Source organism: Tepidimonas thermarum (genome assembly GCF_007556705.1).
GTDB classification, from domain to species: Bacteria; Pseudomonadota; Gammaproteobacteria; order Burkholderiales; family Burkholderiaceae_C; genus Tepidimonas; species Tepidimonas thermarum.
In genome coordinates this window covers 44,002-65,115 of the sequence record NZ_VJOL01000006.1, presented here as the reverse complement: position 1 = coordinate 65,115, position 21,114 = coordinate 44,002, and the positions used below count along the sequence as shown (strand labels likewise).

16 protein-coding genes and 6 tRNA genes are annotated in these 21,114 nt (G+C 68.3%); 1 reads left to right on the top strand and 21 read right to left on the bottom strand.

Features of this window, described 5'->3' with window-relative positions:
• Positions 1-10: 10 nt before the first annotated feature.
• The 16 genes from nuoH to tsaD form a co-directional block, all read right to left on the bottom strand.
• Positions 11-1,093, bottom strand: coding sequence for an NADH-quinone oxidoreductase subunit NuoH (nuoH, locus tag Tther_RS03050; RefSeq protein ID WP_143900752.1), 1,083 nt, complete (start codon positions 1,091-1,093; stop codon positions 11-13).
• Positions 1,090-3,237, bottom strand: coding sequence for an NADH-quinone oxidoreductase subunit NuoG (gene nuoG / locus Tther_RS03045; protein ID WP_143900750.1), 2,148 nt, complete (start codon positions 3,235-3,237; stop codon positions 1,090-1,092). Before nuoG ends, nuoH begins: the two co-directional genes overlap by 4 nt.
• A gap of 13 nt (positions 3,238-3,250) precedes the next feature.
• A complete protein-coding gene (gene nuoF / locus Tther_RS03040) occupies positions 3,251-4,603 on the bottom strand; it encodes an NADH-quinone oxidoreductase subunit NuoF (RefSeq protein WP_143900748.1) in 1,353 nt (450 codons plus the stop codon).
• Entirely contained in the window at positions 4,600-5,130 is a 531-nt protein-coding gene (gene nuoE, locus Tther_RS03035; protein WP_185974987.1) for an NADH-quinone oxidoreductase subunit NuoE, read from the bottom strand. Before nuoE ends, nuoF begins: the two co-directional genes overlap by 4 nt.
• Entirely contained in the window at positions 5,127-6,380 is a 1,254-nt protein-coding gene (locus tag Tther_RS03030; protein WP_143900746.1) for an NADH-quinone oxidoreductase subunit D, read from the bottom strand. The genes nuoE and Tther_RS03030 overlap by 4 nt, the downstream gene beginning before the upstream one ends.
• A gap of 31 nt (positions 6,381-6,411) precedes the next feature.
• Positions 6,412-7,002, bottom strand: a complete 591-nt coding sequence (locus Tther_RS03025; protein ID WP_425472797.1) for an NADH-quinone oxidoreductase subunit C — start codon at positions 7,000-7,002, stop codon at positions 6,412-6,414.
• A 97-nt stretch (positions 7,003-7,099) separates the two neighbouring features.
• A complete protein-coding gene (locus tag Tther_RS03020; RefSeq protein ID WP_143900744.1) occupies positions 7,100-7,579 on the bottom strand; it encodes a NuoB/complex I 20 kDa subunit family protein in 480 nt (159 codons plus the stop codon).
• A 45-nt stretch (positions 7,580-7,624) separates the two neighbouring features.
• On the bottom strand, positions 7,625-7,984 hold the full coding sequence (locus tag Tther_RS03015) for an NADH-quinone oxidoreductase subunit A (protein WP_143900742.1): 360 nt from the start codon (positions 7,982-7,984) through the stop codon (positions 7,625-7,627).
• A gap of 50 nt (positions 7,985-8,034) precedes the next feature.
• A tRNA-Leu gene (locus tag Tther_RS03010) sits at positions 8,035-8,119 on the bottom strand.
• Between the two features lie 131 nt (positions 8,120-8,250).
• A complete protein-coding gene (gene secG, locus Tther_RS03005; protein WP_143900740.1) occupies positions 8,251-8,622 on the bottom strand; it encodes a preprotein translocase subunit SecG in 372 nt (123 codons plus the stop codon).
• Between the two features lie 45 nt (positions 8,623-8,667).
• On the bottom strand, positions 8,668-9,411 hold the full coding sequence (tpiA, locus tag Tther_RS03000) for a triose-phosphate isomerase (protein WP_143900738.1): 744 nt from the start codon (positions 9,409-9,411) through the stop codon (positions 8,668-8,670).
• Between the two features lie 13 nt (positions 9,412-9,424).
• Complete coding sequence (locus Tther_RS02995) at positions 9,425-10,438, bottom strand: NAD(P)H-quinone oxidoreductase (RefSeq protein WP_143900735.1); 1,014 nt, start codon at positions 10,436-10,438, stop codon at positions 9,425-9,427.
• 34 nt (positions 10,439-10,472) lie between these two features.
• Positions 10,473-12,596: a polyribonucleotide nucleotidyltransferase gene (pnp, locus tag Tther_RS02990; protein WP_143900733.1), complete on the bottom strand. Its 2,124-nt coding sequence runs from the start codon at positions 12,594-12,596 to the stop codon at positions 10,473-10,475.
• A gap of 256 nt (positions 12,597-12,852) precedes the next feature.
• Complete coding sequence (rpsO, locus tag Tther_RS02985) at positions 12,853-13,119, bottom strand: 30S ribosomal protein S15 (RefSeq protein ID WP_143900730.1); 267 nt, start codon at positions 13,117-13,119, stop codon at positions 12,853-12,855.
• A 159-nt stretch (positions 13,120-13,278) separates the two neighbouring features.
• Complete coding sequence (locus tag Tther_RS02980; RefSeq protein WP_143900728.1) at positions 13,279-14,607, bottom strand: branched-chain amino acid ABC transporter substrate-binding protein; 1,329 nt, start codon at positions 14,605-14,607, stop codon at positions 13,279-13,281.
• Positions 14,608-14,753: 146 nt separating this feature from the next.
• Positions 14,754-15,809, bottom strand: a complete 1,056-nt coding sequence (gene tsaD, locus Tther_RS02975; protein WP_143900726.1) for a tRNA (adenosine(37)-N6)-threonylcarbamoyltransferase complex transferase subunit TsaD — start codon at positions 15,807-15,809, stop codon at positions 14,754-14,756.
• Between the two features lie 132 nt (positions 15,810-15,941).
• Here tsaD and Tther_RS02970 point away from each other — a divergent pair, with 132 nt between their 5' ends.
• A complete protein-coding gene (locus Tther_RS02970; protein ID WP_185974986.1) occupies positions 15,942-20,492 on the top strand; it encodes an EAL domain-containing protein in 4,551 nt (1,516 codons plus the stop codon).
• Positions 20,493-20,588: 96 nt separating this feature from the next.
• On the opposite strand, the gene Tther_RS02965 is transcribed toward Tther_RS02970, so the two are convergent.
• From Tther_RS02965 to Tther_RS02945, 5 genes are all read right to left on the bottom strand, one after another.
• A tRNA-Asp gene (locus Tther_RS02965) sits at positions 20,589-20,665 on the bottom strand.
• Positions 20,666-20,669: 4 nt separating this feature from the next.
• Positions 20,670-20,745: transfer RNA gene (locus Tther_RS02960), tRNA-Glu, on the bottom strand.
• 17 nt (positions 20,746-20,762) lie between these two features.
• A tRNA-Asp gene (locus tag Tther_RS02955) sits at positions 20,763-20,839 on the bottom strand.
• Positions 20,840-20,843: 4 nt separating this feature from the next.
• A tRNA-Glu gene (locus Tther_RS02950) sits at positions 20,844-20,919 on the bottom strand.
• 7 nt (positions 20,920-20,926) lie between these two features.
• Positions 20,927-21,002: transfer RNA gene (locus Tther_RS02945), tRNA-Ala, on the bottom strand.
• Positions 21,003-21,114 lie beyond the last annotated feature (112 nt).

Here is a 21,114-nt window from a genome sequence, read left to right as displayed (position 1 = left end):
CGGCCCTCCTTCACTTCCAGGGATTCCACGGCGTCTGCATCAGCGCGCCCACCAGCAACAGCCAGATGAGCGTCACCGGGATGAAGATCTTCCAGCCCAGGCGCATGATCTGGTCGTAGCGGAAGCGCGGGAAGGTGGCACGGATCCAGATGAACATCGAGACGACCACGGTGGTCTTGAGGCCCAGCCAAACCCACCCCGGTATGGCGTTGAAGACGGCGCTGTCGATCGGCGGCAGCCAGCCACCCAGGAACATCAACACCGCCAGGATCGACACCAGCCACATGCTGGCGTACTCCGCCAGGAAGAAGATGGCAAAACCCATGCCCGAGTACTCGACCATGTGGCCGGCGACGATTTCCGCCTCGCCTTCGACGACGTCGAACGGGTGGCGGTTGGTCTCGGCCACGGCCGAAATCAGGTACACCATGAAAATCGGCAGCAGGGGCAGCCAGTTCCAGGACAGGAAGTTGAGCCCCGCGTCGGCGGCCACCCCGCGCGCTTGCGACGCCACGATGTCGGCCAGGTTGAGGCTGCCCGCCGTCATGACAACGACCAGGAAGCAAAAGCCGATCGCGATTTCGTAGCTGACCATCTGCGCCGACGCGCGCAGCGCCCCCAGGAAGGCATACTTCGAGTTGGAGGCCCACCCGGCGATGATCACGCCGTAGACCTCGATCGAGGTGATGGCCAGGATGACCAGCAGGCCCGCGTTGACGTTGGCCAGCACCACGTCGGGCCCGAACGGCACGGCCACCCACGCCGCCAGCGCCGGCATGATGGCCATGATCGGCCCCAGGCGGAACAGCCCGCCGTTGGCCGCGGTCGGCCGAATCAGCTCCTTGGTCAGCAGCTTGACCGCATCGGCAATCGGCTGCAGCAAGCCAAACGGCCCCACGCGGTTCGGGCCCAGGCGCACCTGCATGAAGCCCAGCAACCGCCGCTCCCACCACGTCAGGTAGGCCACCAGCAGCATCAGCGGCGCCAGCAGCACGACGATTTTGAGCAGGATCCAGATCACCGGCCAGCCGGCCTGGGTCCACCACGCCGCCGTGCTCAGTTGCATGCCCCCTTGGTAGATGGCGTCGATCATGCGCACACTCCTTCAGCGGCGGCGCGCCCGGCGCGGCCGTCCGCGGTCGCTTGCAACGCGGGCGCACGCCGCACCAGCGCGTCGAGCTGGTAAATCGCGGCCACGCACGGTTCGCCGGCGGCCGGCGTGAGGTCGATGCGCGGCAGCGCAACGCGGTTGTCGAGGCGATCGGCCGGCACGAAGGCCCCGGATGCCACCCCCGGCAGCGCCTGCGCCAGCACCTCCTGCGACGAGGTCTGCTCAAAACCCGGCAGACCCAACAGATTGCCCAGCACGCGCAGCACCTTCCAGCCGGGGCGGGTTTCGCCCAGCGGCTTGACCACCGCCTGGAAGCTCTGCAACCGCCCCTCGGCGTTGACGAACGAACCAGAGGTTTCGGTAAACGGCGCGATGGGCAGCAGCACGTCGCTGAGCTCCAGGTTGGTCTGGAACGAGCTCAGCGTCACGACCATATCGGCCTGCGCGAGCGCCGCACCGCTGGCCGCGGTGTCGGCACCGGGCTCGACCCCCAGCAGGATGGCCGCTTTGAGGCCACCGGCCAGCATCGCGGCCGCGCTTTGGCCGCCCTCGCCCGGCACCAGGCCCACGAGCTGCGCGCCTACGGTGTTGGCCGCTTCGGTCAGGTAGCCCCAGCGGGCGCCGGTTTGCTCGGCGATCCACTGCGCCAGGGCCAACAACGACGCCGCGCGCGCGTGGTGCGCCGCGCCATTGCCCAGCAACACCGCCTTGCGCTCGCCGCCGAGCAGCGATGCGGCCATGGCGCGCGCCGCCTCGTCGACCACCACGCCTTGGACGCCGTCGGGCAAGGCCACGCCGCGCGCCTCGGCCACGGCCGCCGCAACGGCGGCCAGCGCCGCCGCCCAATCGGACGCCGGCGCCGTGAGCACGCGGTGCAGCGGCAGCGCCCAGTCGGGCGTGCGCGCCACCAGCGCCGACACCTGCGCCCCCTTGCGGGCGGCCTGCCGGATGCGCTGCGCAAACAGCGGGTGGTCCTTGCGCAGGTTGGACCCCACGACCAGCACCCGGTCCAGGGTCGAGAGCTCGGCAATCGGCATCCCCAGCCAGCGCGCACGACCGGCGGGTGCCGCGTGGTCGAACGCCGCCGCACGCAGGCGGTGGTCGCGGTTGGGGCTGCCCAAACCGTCCATGAGCGCGCGCGCCAGGGCCAGCTCCTCGACCGTCGCGTGCGGGCTGGCCAGCAGGCCGATCGCGCCCGCGCCGTGCTGCTGCTGCACATCCTGCAAGCCATGGGCCACGTACTCGAGCGCGGTCTTCCAGTCCACCGCACGCCATTGCCCGCCCTGCTTGATCATGGGCTGCGTCAGGCGGTCAGGGCCGTTGAGCGCTTCGTAGCTGAAGCGGTCGCGGTCGGCAATCCAGCACTCGTTGACGGCCTCGTTTTCGAGCGGCACCACGCGCAGCACGCGGTCGCCCTTGACCTGCACCACCAGGTTGGCGCCCGTCGAGTCGTGCGGGCTGATGCTCTTGCGCCGGGACAACTCCCAGGTGCGCGCGGCGTAGCGGAACGGCTTGCTGGTCAGCGCGCCCACCGGGCACAGATCGATCATGTTGCCCGAGAGCTCCGAGTCCACCGTGCGGCCGACGAAGGTTTCGATCTCCGAGTGCTCACCGCGGTGGCTCATACCGAGTTCCATGACGCCGGCGATCTCCTGCCCAAAGCGCACACAGCGCGTGCAGTGGATGCAGCGGCTCATTTCCTCCATCGAAATGAGCGGCCCGACGTTCTTGTGGAAGACGACGCGCTTTTCTTCCTCGTAGCGCGAGCGCGTGCCGCCATAGCCCACCGCCAGATCCTGCAGCTGGCATTCGCCGCCCTGGTCGCAAATGGGGCAGTCCAGCGGGTGGTTGATGAGCAAAAACTCCATCACCGCCTTTTGCGCCTTGATGGCTTTTTCGCTCTTGGTGCGCACCACCATGCCCATGGTCACGGGCGTGGCGCAGGCCGGCATCGGCTTGGGCGCCTTTTCGACGTCGACCAGGCACATGCGGCAGTTGGCCGCGATGGACAGCTTCTTGTGGTAGCAGAAGTGCGGAATGTAGACCCCCGCCTTTTCGGCCGCATGCATGACCATGCTGCCGGGCGGAACCTCCACCTTCTTGCCGTCGAGTTCGATTTCAACCATGGAGGCGCTCACTTCAGACGTAGGCGGGGACCATGCAGGTCTTGTGTTCGATGTGGTAGGCGAACTCGTGCCGGAAATGCTTGATCATCCCGCGCACCGGCATCGCGGCCGCGTCGCCCAGCGCGCAGATGGTGCGACCCATGATGTTTTCGGCGACGTTGTCCAGCAGATCCAGGTCGCTGGGGCGGCCCTGGCCATTTTCGATGCGGTCCACCACGCGCCACAACCAGCCCGTGCCCTCACGGCACGGCGTGCACTGGCCACACGATTCGTGCATGTAAAAGTAGCTCAGCCGCTGCAGCGACTTGACCATGCAGCGCGTCTCGTCCATGACGATCACCGCGCCCGAGCCCAGCATCGAACCCGCCTTGGCGATGCTGTCGTAGTCCATGGTCAGGTCCATCATGATCTCGGCCGGCAGCACCGGCGCCGAGGAGCCGCCCGGAATGACCGCCTTGAGCCGCCGCCCGCCGCGCACGCCACCGGCAAGCTCCAACAGCTTGGCAAACGGGGTGCCCAGGGGGATTTCGTAGTTGCCCGGGCGCTCGACGTCGCCGCTGACGGAAAAAATCTTGGTGCCACCGTTGTTGGGCTTGCCAACCTCCAGGTAAGCCTGGCCGCCGTGGCGGATGATCCAGGGCACGGCGGCAAAGGTCTCGGTGTTGTTGATGGTGGTGGGCTTGCCGTAGAGGCCAAAGCTGGCCGGGAACGGCGGCTTGAAGCGCGGCTGGCCTTTTTTGCCTTCGAGCGACTCCAGCAGCGCGGTCTCCTCGCCACAGATATAGGCGCCAAAGCCATGGTGGGCATGCAACTGGAAGCCAAAGCCGCTGCCCAGGATGTCGTCGCCCAGGTAGCCGGCGGCACGGGCCTCTTCCAGCGCCGCCTCGAAGCGCTCGTAGACCTGGAAGATCTCGCCGTGGATGTAGTTGTAGCCCACCGAAATCCCCATGGCGTAAGCCGCAATCGCCATGCCTTCGATGACGATGTGCGGGTTGTACATGAGGATGTCGCGGTCCTTGCAGGTGCCCGGCTCGCCTTCGTCCGAGTTGCAGACCAGGTACTTCTGGCCCGGGAACTGCCGCGGCATGAAGCTCCACTTGAGCCCGGTCGGAAAGCCCGCACCGCCGCGCCCGCGCAACGCGCTGGTCTTGACCTCGGCGATCACCTCTTCGGGCGTCATGCCCGGGCCGCCGTCCTTGCCCAGGACGCGGCGCAACGCCTGGTAGCCGCCCCGCGCCTCGTAGTCCTTCAGGCGCCAGTTGGTGCCATCCAGGCCGGCGTAGATTTGCGGTCCGATGTGGCGGCCGTGGAAGCAGGTTTGCACCCCCGTGGCCTGAAACGGTTGCAGGAGCTGGTTGAGGTTCATGCCTGCCCCTCCGCGGCGGTGGCGCGCAAGCCATCGATGAGCTGGTCGAGCCGCTCGGTCGTCATGAAGCTGCACATGTGGCGGTCGTTGACGAGCATCACCGGCGCGTCGGCGCAAGCGCCCAGGCACTCGCACGGCTGCAGCGTGAACAGCCCGTCCGCGCTGGTCTCGCCGGGTTGAACGCCGAGCTTCTCGGCCAGGTATTGCAGCGCCTTGGCCCCATCGCGCAGCTGGCACGGCAAATTGGTGCAGACGTTGAGCTTGAAGCGCCCCACCGGCTGCTGGTTGTACATGTTGTAGAAGGTCGTGACCTCGTGCACGGCGATCGGCGCCATGCCCAGGTAGTCCGCCACGGCCAGCTCGGCCGCCGGGCTGACCCAGCCCTGCTCCTGCTGGATGATGGCCAGGCAGGCCATGACGGCCGACTGCCGCTGATCCGCCGGGTACTTGGCCACCTCGCGCGCGAACCGGGCCCGGGTCGCCTCGGACAACACCATCGGCTCGACGGTGCGGGTTTCGGTGCTCATCGGTCGATTTCTCCAAACACGATGTCCATGGTGCCGATGATGGCCACGGCGTCGGCCAGCATGTGGCCGCGCGCCATTTCGTCGAGACAGGACAGATGGGCGAAGCCCGGCGCCCGGATCTTGAGCCGGTAGGGCTTGTTGGCGCCGTCACTGACGATGTAGATGCCAAACTCGCCCTTGGGATGCTCGACGGCGGCATAGACCTCGCCCTCGGGCACGTGGAAACCCTCGGTGAAGAGCTTGAAGTGGTGGATCAGCTCTTCCATGTTGGCCTTCATGGCCTCGCGCTTGGGCGGCGCGACCTTGGTGTTGTCGGTGATCACCGGCCCCGGGTTGGCGCGCAGCCAGTCCACGCACTGCTTGATGATGCGGTTGGATTGGCGCATCTCTTCCATGCGCACCAGGTAGCGGTCGTAGGTGTCGCCGGTCTTGCCCACCGGGATGTCGAAGTCGAGCCGGTCGTAGACCTCGTAGGGCTGCTTCTTGCGCAAATCCCACGGCACACCGGAGCCGCGCAGCATGGGGCCGGTCATGCCCATGGCCAGGGCTTTCTCCGGCGGCACCACGCCGATGCCGACGGTGCGCTGCTTCCAGATGCGGTTGTCGGTCAGCAGCGTGTGGTACTCGTCCAGGTATTTGGGGAAGCGCTGCGTGAAATCGTCGATGAAATCGAGCAGCGACCCCTGCCGGTTGCGGTTGAGCTCCTCGAGCGCGCGCGCGTTGCGGATCTTGCTGACCTTGTATTGCGGCATGGTGTCCGGCAGGTCGCGGTACACGCCGCCGGGGCGGAAATAGGCCGCGTGCATGCGCGCGCCCGACACCGCCTCGTACATGTCGAACAGGTCCTCCCGCTCGCGAAAGCAGTACAGCAGGATGGTGGAGCTGCCGCAGTCGTTGCCGTGCGAGCCCAGCCACATCAGGTGGTTGAGCAGCCGCGTGATCTCGGCGAACATGACGCGGATGTACTGTGCGCGGATCGGCACCTCGATGCCCAGCAGCTTTTCGATCGCGAGGCAGTACGCGTGCTCGTTGCACATCATCGAGACGTAGTCCAGCCGGTCCATGTAGGGCAGCGACTGGATGTAGGTCTTGTGCTCGGCGAGCTTTTCGGTGGCACGGTGCAGCAGGCCGATGTGCGGGTCGGCACGCTGCACGACCTCGCCGTCGAGCTCGAGCACCAGCCGCAGCACGCCGTGCGCGGCCGGGTGCTGCGGACCGAAGTTCAGGGTGTAGTTCTTGATGTCAGCCATGACGGATCAACCCTCGGGGCGGGCGGGCCCCTCAGTGCAGCCCCCCGTACGCGTCCTCGCGGATGATGCGAGGTGTGATCTCACGCGGCTCGATCGTGACCGGCTCGTAGATGACACGCCGGCGCTCGGGGTCATAGCGCATCTCGACATGCCCGGACAGCGGAAAATCCTTGCGGAACGGGTGGCCGATGAAGCCGTAGTCGGTGAGGATGCGGCGCAAGTCCGCATGCCCCTCGAAGACGATGCCAAACAGGTCGAACGCCTCGCGCTCGTACCAGTTGGCCGAGGGCCACACACCGGTCACCGAATCGATGACCGGGAAATCGTCATCCGGGCAAAACGTGCGCACCCGCACGCGCTGGTTGAGGCTGACCGACAGCAGGTGCGACACGACGGCAAAGCGCGGCCCTTCCCACCCCCCGTCGCGGTAGGTCGAATAATCCACCCCGCACAGGTCGATGAGCTGCTCGAAGCGGCACCCCGGTGCGTCGCGCAGGGTCTGCATCGCCTCGCGGTACTGCGCGGCGGCCACCTCCACGGTCACTTCGTCGCGCGCCACGGTGATGCGCCGGGCGCGCTCGCCCAACGCGGCCGCCACGGCGTCTCGCACCGCCTCGGCCATGGGTCGAACCGCCGTCGTGGCCAGCGCCGCCCAATCAGCGGCTTGCGTCGTCGCGGTCATCGATGCTCCTCCTCAGACACCCAAGCGGTTGCGCCCGTCAGACCCGGGCGATGGTTTGGGTGCGACGAATCTTGTGCTGCAGCTGGATGATCCCGTACAGCAGCGCCTCGGCCGTCGGCGGACAGCCCGGCACGTACACGTCAACGGGAACGATGCGGTCACAGCCCCGCACCACCGAGTAGCTGTAGTGGTAGTAGCCACCGCCGTTGGCGCACGAGCCCATGCTCAGCACCCAGCGCGGCTCGGCCATCTGGTCGTAGACCTTGCGCAGCGCCGGGGCCATCTTGTTGCACAGCGTGCCCGCCACGATCATCAGGTCGGACTGGCGAGGGCTGGCGCGAAACACCTCGGCCCCAAAGCGGGCAATGTCGTAGCGCGCCGTGGCGGCGTGCATCATCTCGACCGCGCAGCACGCCAGACCAAAGGTCATGGGCCACAGCGAGCCGGTTTTGGCCCAGTTCACCACCGCGTCGTAGCTGGTGGTGAAAAACCCTTCTTTGAACACACCCTCGATCATCTGCCGCTCCCAGGTACTGCTTGCCGTGCCGCGCGCAACGCCGGGTCACTCCCAGTCGAGTGCACCCTTTTTCCACTCGTACACGAAGCCCACGACCAGAATGGCCAGGAACATCACGCCCGCCCAGAAGCCGGTCGCGCCAATGTCCGCAAAGGCCACCGCCCAGGGGATCAGAAACGCGATTTCCAGGTCGAACAGAATGAAGAGGATGGCCACGAGGTAGTAGCGCACATCGAATTTCATGCGCGCGTCCTCGAAGGCCTCGAAGCCGCATTCGTAGGGGGAATTTTTTTCCGGATCGGGGCGATTGGGCCCGAGAAGATAGCCAAATACCTGTGGGAGTACCCCAACAGCCAAACCCACGAGAATGAACAGGAAGACGGGCAGATACTGCTCCAGGCTCATGGGCTTCTCCGGAAAAAAGCGCCCTGAAGGCGCTTTGTCAGTGTCTGGTTTGGTGCCGACGGCGAGACTCGAACTCGCACAGCTTTCGCCACTACCCCCTCAAGATAGCGTGTCTACCAATTCCACCACGTCGGCATGGGGGCATCGTCGGGTGCTGGATCTGGCTGTACCTCACCAGCGTCAATCGGTCACGTCCGACGATGTCCGGCATTGTACCCGAAAACCCCCTTTTCCGGGTTCGCCGGGCCGCAGTCGCGGCCCCGGGCTCATTGCCCCGGAATCTGGGCGGCGCCGCCCGCGGGGGCCGGCGCCGCCGGCACGGCCGGCGCTGCTGCATCGGGCGTGACGGGCACCACCGGGACGCTCTCGAGCACGCTGCCCGATCCACTGGCCTGCGGGCGCTGGTAGCCCAAAAACGCCAGCGCCAGCGTCGTGGCCAAGAACACGGTGGCCAGCACCGCGGTGCTGCGCGACAGGAAGTTGGCCCCGCCCGACGCGCCAAACAGGCTGGCCGATGCGCCCCCACCAAAGGCGGCACCGGCGTCGGCGCCTTTGCCGTGCTGCATGAGCACCAACCCGATCATGGCCAGCGCCGACAGCACCTGCACCACGGTCAACAATGTGAACACAACATTCATGATGGGAACCTCAGTTTCGATACGTTTCGCACCGCCGCGCGCCCGTCAGGCCGCCGCCGCGATGATGGAAAGAAAATCGCCCGCCTTGAGCGAGGCACTGCCGATCAGCCCGCCATCGATGTCCGGCTGGGCCAGCAGCGCCGCCGCGTTGGCCGCGTTCATGCTGCCACCGTAGAGGATGCGCACACGGCGCTCACCCGGTGCGGCCGCGCGCAGTTGCGCACGCAGCACCGCGTGCACCGCCTGCGCCTGCTCGGGCGTGGCGGTGCGGCCGGTGCCAATGGCCCAGACCGGCTCGTAGGCGACCACGATCTCGGTGACGCAATGCCCGACGGCGTGGATGACCGCGGCCAGTTGGCGCTTGACGACCAGCTCGGTGTCGCCGTGCTCGCGCTGCGCCTCGGTCTCGCCCACACAGACGATGGGCGTGATGCCCGCGGCCAGCGCGCGCTGCGCCTTGCGCGCCACGATCTCGTCGGTCTCGCCGTGGTATTGGCGACGCTCGGAATGACCCACGATCACGTAGCGACAGCCAAAGTCGCGCAGCATGGCAGCGCTGACCTCGCCGGTGTAGGCGCCGCGCTCGTGCGCGGACACGTCCTGTGCACCCCACGCCACCGGGGTGGCGTGCAGCAGCGCCTGCACCTGCGCCAGGTACGGCGCGGGCACGCATACCGCCACGTCCGCGCCCGGCGCGGGCGGCAAGCCGGCCGTGATGGCGCTCAGCAGCGCCTCGTTGTCGGCCAGGCTGCCGTGCATTTTCCAGTTGCCTGCAATCAGTTTGCGCATCGCATCCTTCCCGTCATGGGGCCGACCGTGTCCAGTCGAGCACGATCTTGCCAATGTGCTGGTTGCTCTCCATCAGCGCATGCGCCTGCGCCGCCTGCGCCGCCGGGAACACCCGGTAAACCACCGGGCGTATGGCGCCACGCTCGATCAGCGGCCAGATGTGCTGGCGCAGCTCGCGCGCAATCGCCGCCTTGAAGGCCACCGAGCGCGGCCGCAGCGTCGAGCCCGTCAGCGTCAGGCGCCGCCGCAACACCTTGCCCGCGTCGAACGACGCCTGGGTACCGCCCTGCACCGCGATGATCACCAACCGGCCGTCTTCGGCCAGGCAGTCGATTTCGCGCTCGACATAGGGGCCAGCCACCATGTCCAGGATCACGTCCACGCCGCGGCCGCCGGTCAGGCGCGCCACCTCGGCCACGAAATCCTGATGGCGGTACTCGATCGCGTGGTCCGCGCCCAGCCGCACACAGGCGGCGGCCTTTTCCGCTGAGCCGACGGTCACGAGCACACGCGCGCCCATGGCACGCGCCATCTGGATCGCCGTCACACCAATGCCGCTGGCGCCCCCCTGCACGAGCAGGGTCTCGCCGGCCTGCAAGCGGCCACGGTCGAAGACGTTGCTCCAAACCGTAAAGAAGGTTTCCGGAATGCCCGCGGCCTCGACATCGCTCCACCCGCGCGGCACCGGCAGGCACTGGCCCACCGGGGCGACGCAGTATTCGGCGTAGCCGCCGCCGGCCACCAGCGCGCACACGCGGTCACCAATGCGCAGGCCAGCCTCTTCCATGGCCTCGACGTCACCGCTGTCGATGACGCCAGCCACCTCCAGCCCAGGCAGGTCCGACACCCCCGGTGGCGGGGCGTATAGGCCGCGGCGCTGCAGCACGTCGGGGCGGTTGACCCCCGAGGCGCTGACGCGGATGCGCACTTCGCCCTCGCCCGCATCGGGAAGCGGGCGCTGCACCAGGCGCAGCACCTCCGGCGCGCCGTACGCCGAAATTTCGATGGCCTGCATGAACGCGGTCATGACACCCCTCCGGAGCGGACGGCCTGGCAACGCCTCACGGCTGCTGCGGCTGCGCGGTCGCGTCGTTGCGATCGAGCAGCGCCTTCATCGACAGCTTGATGCGCCCCTTGTCGTCGGTTTCGAGCACCTTGACCTTGACGATTTGCCCCTCTTGCAGCACGTCCGACACCTTCTCGATGCGCTGGTGCGCGATCTGGCTGATGTGCAGCAGACCGTCCTTGCCGGGCAGGATGTTGACCAAGGCGCCAAAGTCCAGGATCTTGGTCACCGGGCCTTCGTAGACCTGGCCCACTTCGACCTCGGCGGTGATTTCCTCGATGCGGCGGCGCGCCTCGGCGGCGCGGTCGGCGTCGGTGGAGGCGATGGTGATCGTGCCGTCTTCCGCGATGTCGATGGTGGTGCCGGTCTCTTCGGTCAGGGCGCGAATGGTGGCGCCGCCCTTGCCGATCACGTCGCGGATCTTCTCCGGGTTGATCTTCATGGTGTACAGGCGCGGCGCGTAGGCGGAAATGTCTTCGCGCGCCCCGGCGATGGCCGCCTGCATTTTGTCCAGGATGTGCAGCCGCGCTTCCTTGGCCTGCGCCAGCGCCACCTGCATGATCTCCTTGGTGATGCCCTGGATCTTGATGTCCATCTGCAGCGCGGTCACGCCCTGCGTGGTGCCGGCGACCTTGAAGTCCATGTCGCCCAGGTGGTCCTCATCCCCGAGGATGTCGGTCAGCACGGCAAACTGGTTGCCCTCCTTGATCAGGCCCATGGCGATGCCGGCCACGTGCGCCTTCATCGGCACGCCCGCGTCCATCAGCGCCAGACAGCCGCCGCAGACGGTGGCCATGGAGGACGACCCGTTGGACTCGGTCACCTCCGACACGACGCGGATGGTGTAGGGGAACTCGTCCTTGCTGGGCAGGCAGGCCACCAGCGCGCGCTTGGCGAGCCGGCCGTGGCCGATTTCGCGCCGCTTGGGCGCGCCCACACGCCCCGTCTCGCCGGTGGCAAACGGCGGCATGTTGTAGTGGAGCATGAAGCGGTCTTGGTATTCGCCCGAGAGCGCATCGATGATTTGCGCGTCGCGCTCCGTGCCCAGGGTGGCGATGACCAGCGCCTGCGTCTCACCACGCGTGAACAGGGCCGAGCCGTGGGTGCGCGGCAGCACCCCGGTGCGGATTTCGATCGGGCGCACGGTGCGGGTGTCGCGGCCGTCGATGCGCGGCTCGCCCGCCAGGATCTGCTGGCGCACGATGCGCGCCTCGATGTCGAACAGCAGGCCATCGACCTTGACCTCGTCGAACGCTATGCCCTGCTCGGTCAAGCCGGCTTTGACGGCGGCGTAGGCGGCACGGCAGGCCTGGGTGCGCGCCTGCTTGTTGCGGATTTGGTAGGCAGCGCGCAGGGGCGCTTCGCCCAGCTCGGTGACCTTGGCAATCAGCGCCTCGTCGCGCGGCGGCGGCTGCCAGTCCCACGCCGGCTTGCCGGCCACGCGCACCAGGTCGTTGATCGCCGCGATCGCGATCTTGCCCTGCTCATGGCCAAACACCACCGCGCCCAGCATCACCTCTTCAGAGAGCTGGTCGGCTTCGGACTCCACCATCAGCACCGCCGCTTCGGTGCCCGCGACCACCAGGTCCAGGCGCGAATTCGCCTTTTCGGTCGGCCCCGGGTTGAGCACGTATTCGCCATTGACGTAGCCGACGCGGGCGGCACCGATCGGGCCGTTGAACGGGATACCGCTGATGGCCAGCGCGGCGCTGGAGGCGATCATCGCCGGGATGTCCGCATCGACGTCCGGGTTGAGCGACAGCGTGTGGATGACGACCTGCACCTCGTTGAAAAAGCCGTCCGGAAACAGCGGGCGAATCGGGCGGTCGATCAGGCGGCTGGTGAGCGTCTCGTACTCGCTCGGGCGCCCTTCACGCTTGAAGAAGCTGCCCGGGATCTTGCCGGCCGCGTAAGCCTTCTCGACGTAGTCCACGGTCAGCGGGAAGAAGTCCTGGCCCGGCTTGGCCTCGGGGCGGGCGACGACGGTGGCCAACACGACGGTACCGTCCATGTCGAGCAGAACGGCCCCCGTGGCCTGGCGGGCGATTTCGCCGGTTTCCATCGTGACCGTGTGGCGGCCCCACTGGAACGTCTTGGTGTGTTTCTGAAACAGGCTCATGTGCAGCTCCTCAAAGAAAAGGCCGCCAGCGCAGAACACGATGCCATTCCAGCGCCGCGCCGCCGAGGCACGCCACGGCGTTGGAATGACACAGCTTCGCTCTGGGCCGGTGGGGCCGAAAGATCCGCGGCCGCGCCGCAGCCGCGGGTCGAAAATGCGATGATGCAACAAAAAACGCCCGGGGCCGGCAGCCGACCCGGGGCGCTGGGGAGGGAGGGATGACGGGCATCCACCCGATGCGTATGGCGGCCGGCGTTTACTTGCGCAGGCCGAGCTTTTGAATCAGCGCGACGTAGCGGTCGGCGTCCTTGGCCTTCAGGTAGTCGAGCAGCTTGCGACGGCGGCTGACCAGCTTGAGCAGGCCACGGCGACCGTGGTGGTCCTTGGCGTGCGTCTTGAAGTGCGGGGTCAGCTCGTTGATGCGGGCGGTCAGCAGCGCCACCTGCACCTCGGGGCTACCGGTGTCGTTGGGACCCCGGGCGTTGTCGGCGATGACTTTGGCTTTGACGTCAGACGAAATCATGGGTTACCTCGATGGGACATGCGACCTGCCGCAGGTGCGCGCCGGATGGCTCGAAGCCCCATGCGCGTTGCCGCAGCAGACGTGACATTGACCGATGACGGCCAACGCGCCATTGTAGCAGGGGCCGCGCTGGCGCCGCACGGGCGCCAGCCCAACGGCTCAAGGCCGCACCATGCGACAGGTGTGCGGCTGCTCGGCCGCCGCAGCCTCTAGCCGTTGCAGCACCCGAAAACCATACCCCGAGCCTTCGACATCGAACGGCACCCCGGGCGCCCCCTGGCGGTCCATGACCGCCACCATCAACGGCTGCTGGGCCTGGTGGTCGTCGGCGCGCATGCGCAGACGCTGTCCTGCCAGCGTGACATCGGCATGTTCCAGCGCCAGCGCGATGCGCTGCGCCGCCGGCAGCGCCGTCGCGCCCGCGGGTGCGCTGCGTCCCGCGGCCTCCACCGCCTGCGCCAGCGCCTCCACCATCAGCTGCATGCGCAGGTGCACGTAGTCGTCCGCCGGATTCGGGAAGCGCTGGCGAAACGCCTCGTAAAAGCGCCGCGACTCGGCGCCCGGCGCATTCGGGAACCAATCCGCCACCGCAACCACCTTGCCGATGCCCGCGTCGCCGATCGCGGCCGGCGCCCCCAGCGCGTTGCCGTAGAAGGTGTAGAACTTGCCCTCAAACCCCACGTCGCGGGCGGCACGCACCAGCAGCGTCAGGTCGTTGCCCCAGTTGCCGGTGATCACGGCCTGGGCGCCGCTGGCCTTGATCTTGGTCGCGTACGGCAAAAAATCTTTGATGCGCGCCATCGGGTGCAGCTCGTCGCCCACGATGCGGATGTCCGGGCGCTGCTGCGCGAGTTGACGCCGCGCCTCGCGCAGCACGGCCTGGCCGAAGCTGTAGTCCTGCCCGATCAGGTAGACGCTGCGCACGTCGGTGTCGGCCTTGAGCACGCTCATCAGCGCCGCCATGCGCATGTCGGCGTGCGCGTCGAAGCGAAAGTGCCAAAAGCTGCAGCGCTCGTTGGTCAAAATGGGATCGACGGCCGAGTAGTTGAGAAACAGCACCTGGCGCTGCGGCTCGCGTTCGTTGTGGCGGTTGATGGCCTCGATCAGCGCGGCGGCCACCGCCGACGAATTGCCCTGGGCGACGAGCGTGATGCCATCGTCGAGCGCCGACTGCAGGGCGGACAAGGCCTCCTGGGGTTGGCCTTTGCTGTCGTAGCGCACGATCTGCAGCGGCCGGCGCACGCCCGGCGCGACCTCGATGCCGCCGCGGGCGTTGACACGCTCGGATGCCCACACCAGGTTGCGAAAGACCGCCTCGCCCGCGTTGCCCATGGGGCCGGAGAGGGTCTCGATCAATGCCACACGGATGGGTGCGGAACGGCCCGCGGCGCCCTGCGCCGCCACGCCGCGGCCCCATGCCGACAGCAGCAGGGCTGCGCTGCCCAGCAGCCAGCGCCGCCGCCCAGTGTTCGATGGTGATGGTGTCATGGTTCGGTTTCCTCGATGACGGGGGACGTCCCGGCCAGACGGCACAGACAACGCCGCGGCCGGACGAAGCGCGCATTCTAGCTGGAAAACCGATCTGATAATTCATAATTATTGAGTCGGCCCGCGGCAACCGCACCGGCGCCGCATCACCCCGTTCCCGTCGCGTCGAGCGCCACCGCCTCCAGCGGCCAGCGCGGCAGCACATCGAAGGCCAAGCCGTCGCCGCCGGGCGGCCACGCCCCCACCTGCCAGCGCATGGCCGCCGCCAGGGCGATCATGGCGCCGTTGTCGGTGCACAGCGCCGGCTCCGGGTAATGCACCCGCCAGCCGTGGCGCACGCAGGCCTGGTCGAGCCGCTGGCGCAGGGCCCGGTTGGCCCCCACGCCACCGGCCACCACCAACCGCCGCAGGCCCGTGGCCCGCAGCGCCGCCACCGCTTTGTGCACCAACACGTCGACGATGGCAGCCTGCGTCGAGGCCGCCAAATCGGCCTGGCGCGCCGCCAGCCCTGCCCCCAGCTTGCGCGCCTGCGTCAACACCGCCGTCTTCAGGCCCGCAAACGAAAAATCCAAGTCCCCGCTGTGCAACAGGGGCCGCGGCAGGGCAAAGGCGGTCGCATCGCCCTGCTCCGCCAGGCGCGCCAGCGCCGGCCCGCCCGGGTAGCCCAGCCCCAACACCTTGGCCGATTTGTCAAACGCCTCGCCCGCGGCGTCGTCGATCGTCTCGCCCAGCAGCGTGTAGCGCCCCACGCCCTCGACACGCATGAGCTGCGTGTGCCCGCCGGAGACCAGCAACGCGACGAACGGAAATGCGGGCGGGTCCGCGCTCAGGAAGGGCGACAGCACATGCCCCTCCAGGTGGTGCACACCCAGCGTCGGCACGCCCAGCGCCGCCGACATCGCACACGCCACGCCGGCGCCGACGAGCAACGCCCCCGCCAGCCCCGGCCCGCGGGTGTAGGCGATGCCATCGATGTCCGACAACGTCAGGCCGGCCTGCGCCAGCGCCGCCTCGGTCAGCGGCAGCACGCGCCGAATGTGGTCGCGGCTGGCCAACTCGGGCACCACCCCGCCATAGTCCTGGTGCATGGCCACCTGGCTGTGCAACGCAGCGCCCAGCAGGCGCGGCACACCGTGCGGCGCCGCCTCCACGACGGCGACGCCGGTTTCGTCACACGAGGATTCGATGCCCAGTACGCGCATCCCGCAAGTGTACGGGCGCACGGCCACCCCTCGGTACCACGGGGCCGTGGCCATCCTGTACCGACCGACCCGCGCTGTGGGAATCACGACCCCAAACGCCTACAATGGGATCGAACCGTTGGAAGCCTCATCGTGCACGCCAGTCCCCCTCCCGCCTGGGTTGCCCTCCTCGGCGCCTCCGCCGGCGGTTTGGACCCGCTGCGCGAGTTCGTGGCTGCCATGCCCCGTGACGAGCGCCTGGCCTGCGTCGTCGCGCAACACCTGGCCAGCGCGGAAGCGTCCACGCTGGCGCGGCTGCTGCAGCACGTCACGAACGTGCCGGTGCAGGAGGCGCAGGACGGCGTTCGGCTGCGCGGCGGCATCGTGTACGTGACGCCGCCCGGCCACCACGTCGAGCTCGAGGGCCATCGGCTGCGCCTGCACCCCAGTGCGCCCCATCGAGGCCCCGCACCGTCGCTGGACCGGCTGTTTGCCAGCGCCGCGCGCACCCTGGGACGGCACGCGGTGGCCATCGTGCTGTCCGGCACCGGCCAGGACGGCGCCGTGGGTGCGCGCGTGCTGCGCGAGGCGGGCGGCGCCGTGTGGGCCGAAACGCCCACCGAGGCGCCGTTCGCCTCGATGCCACAGACCATCGTCGAACGCGGCTTGGCCGACCATGTCGATACCGCCGCCGGACTGGGGCGCCGCCTCGGCATGCTGTTGCAGGAGCCGCCGGCGCCGACGCGCACTGGCCCGCACACATCGATGGCGGATGAGCGCGAAGCCATGGCGGCGCTGCTGACGCGGCTGAGCAGAGCCACCGGGCTGGACCTGAGCCAATACCAGGAGACCACGCTGCGGCGCCAGTTCGAGCGCGTGATGCGCCAGCGCAACCTGGACGGCCTGCAGCAGTTGCTGGCCGCCACGGAGCGCGATCCGCAACTGCTGCACAACCTCATGCAATCGGTCACGATTGGCGTGACCGAATGGCTGCGCGACCCGAGCGCCTTTGGCGCCCTGCGCGTGGCGCTGCGCGAGCAGATACAGCGCCGCGCGGCCAGCGGTGCCACGTCGCTGCGGCTGTGGTCGGTGGGCTGCTCCACGGGCGAGGAAGCCTACGGCTTGGCCATGCTGAGCGCCGAACTGCTCGACGAGCTGGGCCTGAGCTGGGACTGGACGGTGCTGGGCACCGACGTCAACGGCGCCGCGCTCGACCAGGCGCGCAGCGGCATCTTCGACGAGGACAGCGCCCGCGCGCTGCCGGCGCCGTGGCGGCAGCGGCATTTCACCCGTATCGGGCACACGCTGCGCATCCAGCAGGAGCTGCGGCGCCATGTGGTGTTCGCCCGACACGACGTCGTGCAGGACCTGCCCTTCCTGCGCATGGACCTGGTGGCCTGCCGCAATGTGCTGATCTACCTCAAGGCCAGCGCCAAGGACGAGGTGCTGCGCCGTCTGCACCGCGCCCTGCTGCCCGACGGCCTGCTCATGCTCGGGCGCTCGGAGTCGCTCACGCCGCGCACGCGCAGTCTGTTCGCGTCCCTGGCGACCCACGAGCACCTGTGGCGCAAGCGCGCCGACGTGGGCGAGCCCACGCTCAACCTCAAACGCCGCTTCGTACCGCGCGCGGGGGCCCATGTGGGCGACACCGTTCCAACGGTGCAGCTGCGCAGCGTGGACCGGCTCGAGGGCGACTTGCGCGAGCGGTTGCTGCAGCACCTGATCGAGCGCCATGCGCCGCCCACCGTGTTGCTGGACCGTGACGGCCACCCGCTGCACGTGGTCGGGTCGATGGAGGGGCTGATGCGCTGGCCCGCCGGCTCCACCGTGGCGCTGACCTTGCCCAATTTGGTCGAGCCGGCCTGGCGGCGCGATGTGCAACTGGTGTTGCACCGCTTGCTGCAAGGCGAGGAAAGCGCGCTGCGACTGCCGCTGCCGCAGGTACGCGGCTTGCCGGCGTATGTGCTGCAGGCGGCGCGTTTCGAGCATGGCGGCGAGCCGTACGCGATCGTCAGCTTTGCGCGTGCGGCGCCCGCAGCGCCGGAGGCGACGTCGAGCGTGGCCTGCACGACCGAGGCATCGGCGCTGGCGCAGGAGCGGCTGGAAAGCCTGGTCGATGCGTTGGAACACAGCCAGCAACAGTTGCAGCAGCTCAACGAGCAATTGAGCGTCACCAGCGAAGAACTCGAAGCCGCCAACGAGGAGCTGGAAGCCTCCAACGAAGAACTCGAAGCGTCCAACGAGGAACTGCGCACCCTCAACGAGGAACTCGACCGCTCGCTGCGCGAGCAGCAACAGCTCAACGAGCTCCTGCATGCGGTGCAGGAAAGCGCCGGCACGGCGTTGCTGGTGCTGGACCAGGAGCGGCGGCTGCTGCGCTTCAACCAGCTGGCGGCGGACTTGATCGGCCTGCGCGAAACCCAGCTGGGCATGCCGTGGAGCTTCGATACGCGGCACTTTGCCTGGCCACCGGGGCTGATCGCGCACGTGGTGGGCGGCCACAGCGGTGCGTGGCAGGGCGGCGTCGAACGGGCCAATGCCCGGCTGTGGGTGCAGTTGGTGCCCTGGCAGACCCACGACCAGCGCACCGGCTACGTGGTGGCGCTGACCGATCTGACCGCGTTGCGCCAAGCCGAGCAGGCGCGGCTGGCGTTGCAGGAGCGCCTGAGCCTGCTCACCGATGCGCTGCACGAGGGCGTGGTGCTGCTGGACGTGGTGCGGGGACGCATCGACTACGCCTCGCCGCGGCTCGATGAGTGGCTGCCAGCGCCCGCCACCGAGACGGGCCGGGACGACCTGGCATGGCTGTTGGCGGCGATCGCCCCGCAGGACCAGGGCCGCGTCCAAGCCACCTGGCACGATGAGCGCAACCCCCAGTGGACCCAGCGCTACCGCCTGCGCGGGCCCGATGGCCAATGGCGCGACGTGCAAGAGCGCGGCGCACGCGTGGCCACCGCGCACGATGGCCGGCGCCTCGTTGCGGCGTCGCTGCTGGACGTCACCGACCGCGTGCAGCTCGAGCAGCGCGAGCGCATCGCCCACAGCCGCCTGCAAGCGGTTTGGGACAACCCCAGCATTGGTATTGCGATCTGCCTGCCCGATGGCACGGTGCAGGAGTGCAACGCGGCGCTGGCCGCGCGCCTGGCCGTCGCCGCCGAGGACCTGCGCGGCAGCCATTGGGCCGACTGGATCCACCCCGACGACCGCGGCAGCGTGCAGCAGCAGCTGCGCGCGCTGACCCTGGCGCGGCCCAACGCGCCGCTGGAACACCGGCTGCTGGCGCGCGACGGTTCGGTACGTTGGGCGCGCCAGCATGCCTCGCTGGCCAGCCACCCCGAGCCGCTGGGCGACATGGTGGTGCTGTTGCTGGAAAACATCGACGAGGCCAAGGCGCGCGAGCAGACCATCTTCCGGCAGGCCAACTTCGATGCCCTCACCGGTCTGCCCAACCGCGCGCTCTACCGCGACCGGCTGGAACAGGCGCTGTTGCGCGGCCAGCGCCAGCTGCGCCCCCTCTACGTGATGTTTTGCGACCTGGACGGCTTCAAGGATGTCAACGACGTCCACGGGCACGAGGTCGGCGACGAGGTGCTGGTCGAGATCGCCGGACGCATCCGCCGCGCCCTGCGCCCCAACGACACGGTGGCGCGCTTTGGCGGCGACGAGTTCGTGCTGCTGCTCGACGGCGTCGACTCCCCGCTGGTGGTCGAGCGCATCGCCGACAGCGTCCTGCAGGCCATCCGGCAGCCCATCAACCTGCACGGCAACGTGTTGCGCCTGAGCGCCAGCATCGGCGTGGCCAGTTTTCCCAACGACGGCGAAACGACCGAAGAGCTGCTGCGCATGGCCGACACCGCGATGTACGCCGCCAAAAACAGCGGCCGCGATCGCCTGCGGTTTTATTCGCCGCAGATGGAAAGCCGCGCGCGCCACCTCGCCGAAGTCAAGGCCGGCCTCGAGCAGGCGCTGGCGCAGGGCGCGTTCGAGCTGCACTTCCAGCCCATCGTGGCGCTGCCGCAGCAGCGCGTGCGCGGTGCCGAGGTGCTGCTGCGCTGGCGCCATCCCACGCGCGGGCTGGTCTCGCCGGTGGAGTTCATCGACGTCGCCGAGGCCAGCGGCCAGATCCGGCGCATCGGCGGCTGGGTGTTGCGCGAAGGCGCGCGGCTGGCCATGGAAGCCGCGCGGCGCTGGGGACCGGCGTTTCGGCTGGCGATCAACGTCTCGGCCGCGCAGTTTGGCGACGCCAGCCTGCGCGACTGGCTCGAGGAACACCGCGCCGCCCTGCCGCACTTGATCATCGAAGTGACCGAATCGGTCTGGATGGCCGACAGCCCCTCGACGCTGGCGTGGCTGCAGCGCGTGCGCGAGGGTGGCGGCCACGTGGCGCTGGATGACTTTGGCACCGGCTACTCGAGCCTGGCTTATCTGCTGCGCACGCCCGTGGATGAGCTCAAGGTGGACAAGCGCTTTACCGACCACGTGGGCACCGGCGGGCCGAGCGAGCGCGTCGTGACCGCGGTGCTGGAGCTGGCCGCCGCGCTGCACGCGCGCGTGGTGGTCGAAGGGGTGGAGACGGACGGGCAGCTGGCGTTCCTCACGCCCCATGCGCCGCTGGACGTGCAGGGTTTTCGCTACAGCCGGCCACTGCCGTGGGACGCTTTTGCCGCCTGGGTGGATGCTCAGGGGGTGTTGGCCGCACCCTAAACGCGACCGATAGCCCGCCGACCGAACGCCGACCGACCTCAAACACGGCGCCCCAAACACAAACGCCACCCGCAATGGGTGGCGTGTGCGATGCGTTGGCGGAGCGGACGGGGCTCGAACCCGCGACCCCCGGCGTGACAGGCCGGTATTCTAACCAACTGAACTACCGCTCCAATGTGGCGACCCTACGGGGATTCGAACCCCGGTACTCACCGTGAAAGGGTGATGTCCTAGGCCTCTAGACGATAGGGTCGTCGCTGAGCTATCGGTTGGCGGAGCGGACGGGGCTCGAACCCGCGACCCCCGGCGTGACAGGCCGGTATTCTAACCAACTGAACTACCGCTCCAATGTGGCGACCCTACGGGGATTCGAACCCCGGTACTCACCGTGAAAGGGTGATGTCCTAGGCCTCTAGACGATAGGGTCTGATTCGTGGTGGAGGTAAGCGGGATCGAACCGCTGACCTCTTGCATGCCATGCAAGCGCTCTCCCAGCTGAGCTATACCCCCACGGGCCTCGACAGCGGTTGCTTGGATATCGTTGCCGATCGCGTTGTGCGCTGTCGAGACCTGCATTATAGACACAAATCGGGGCCGTTTCCGTCACGGGGTGGAAAAATCC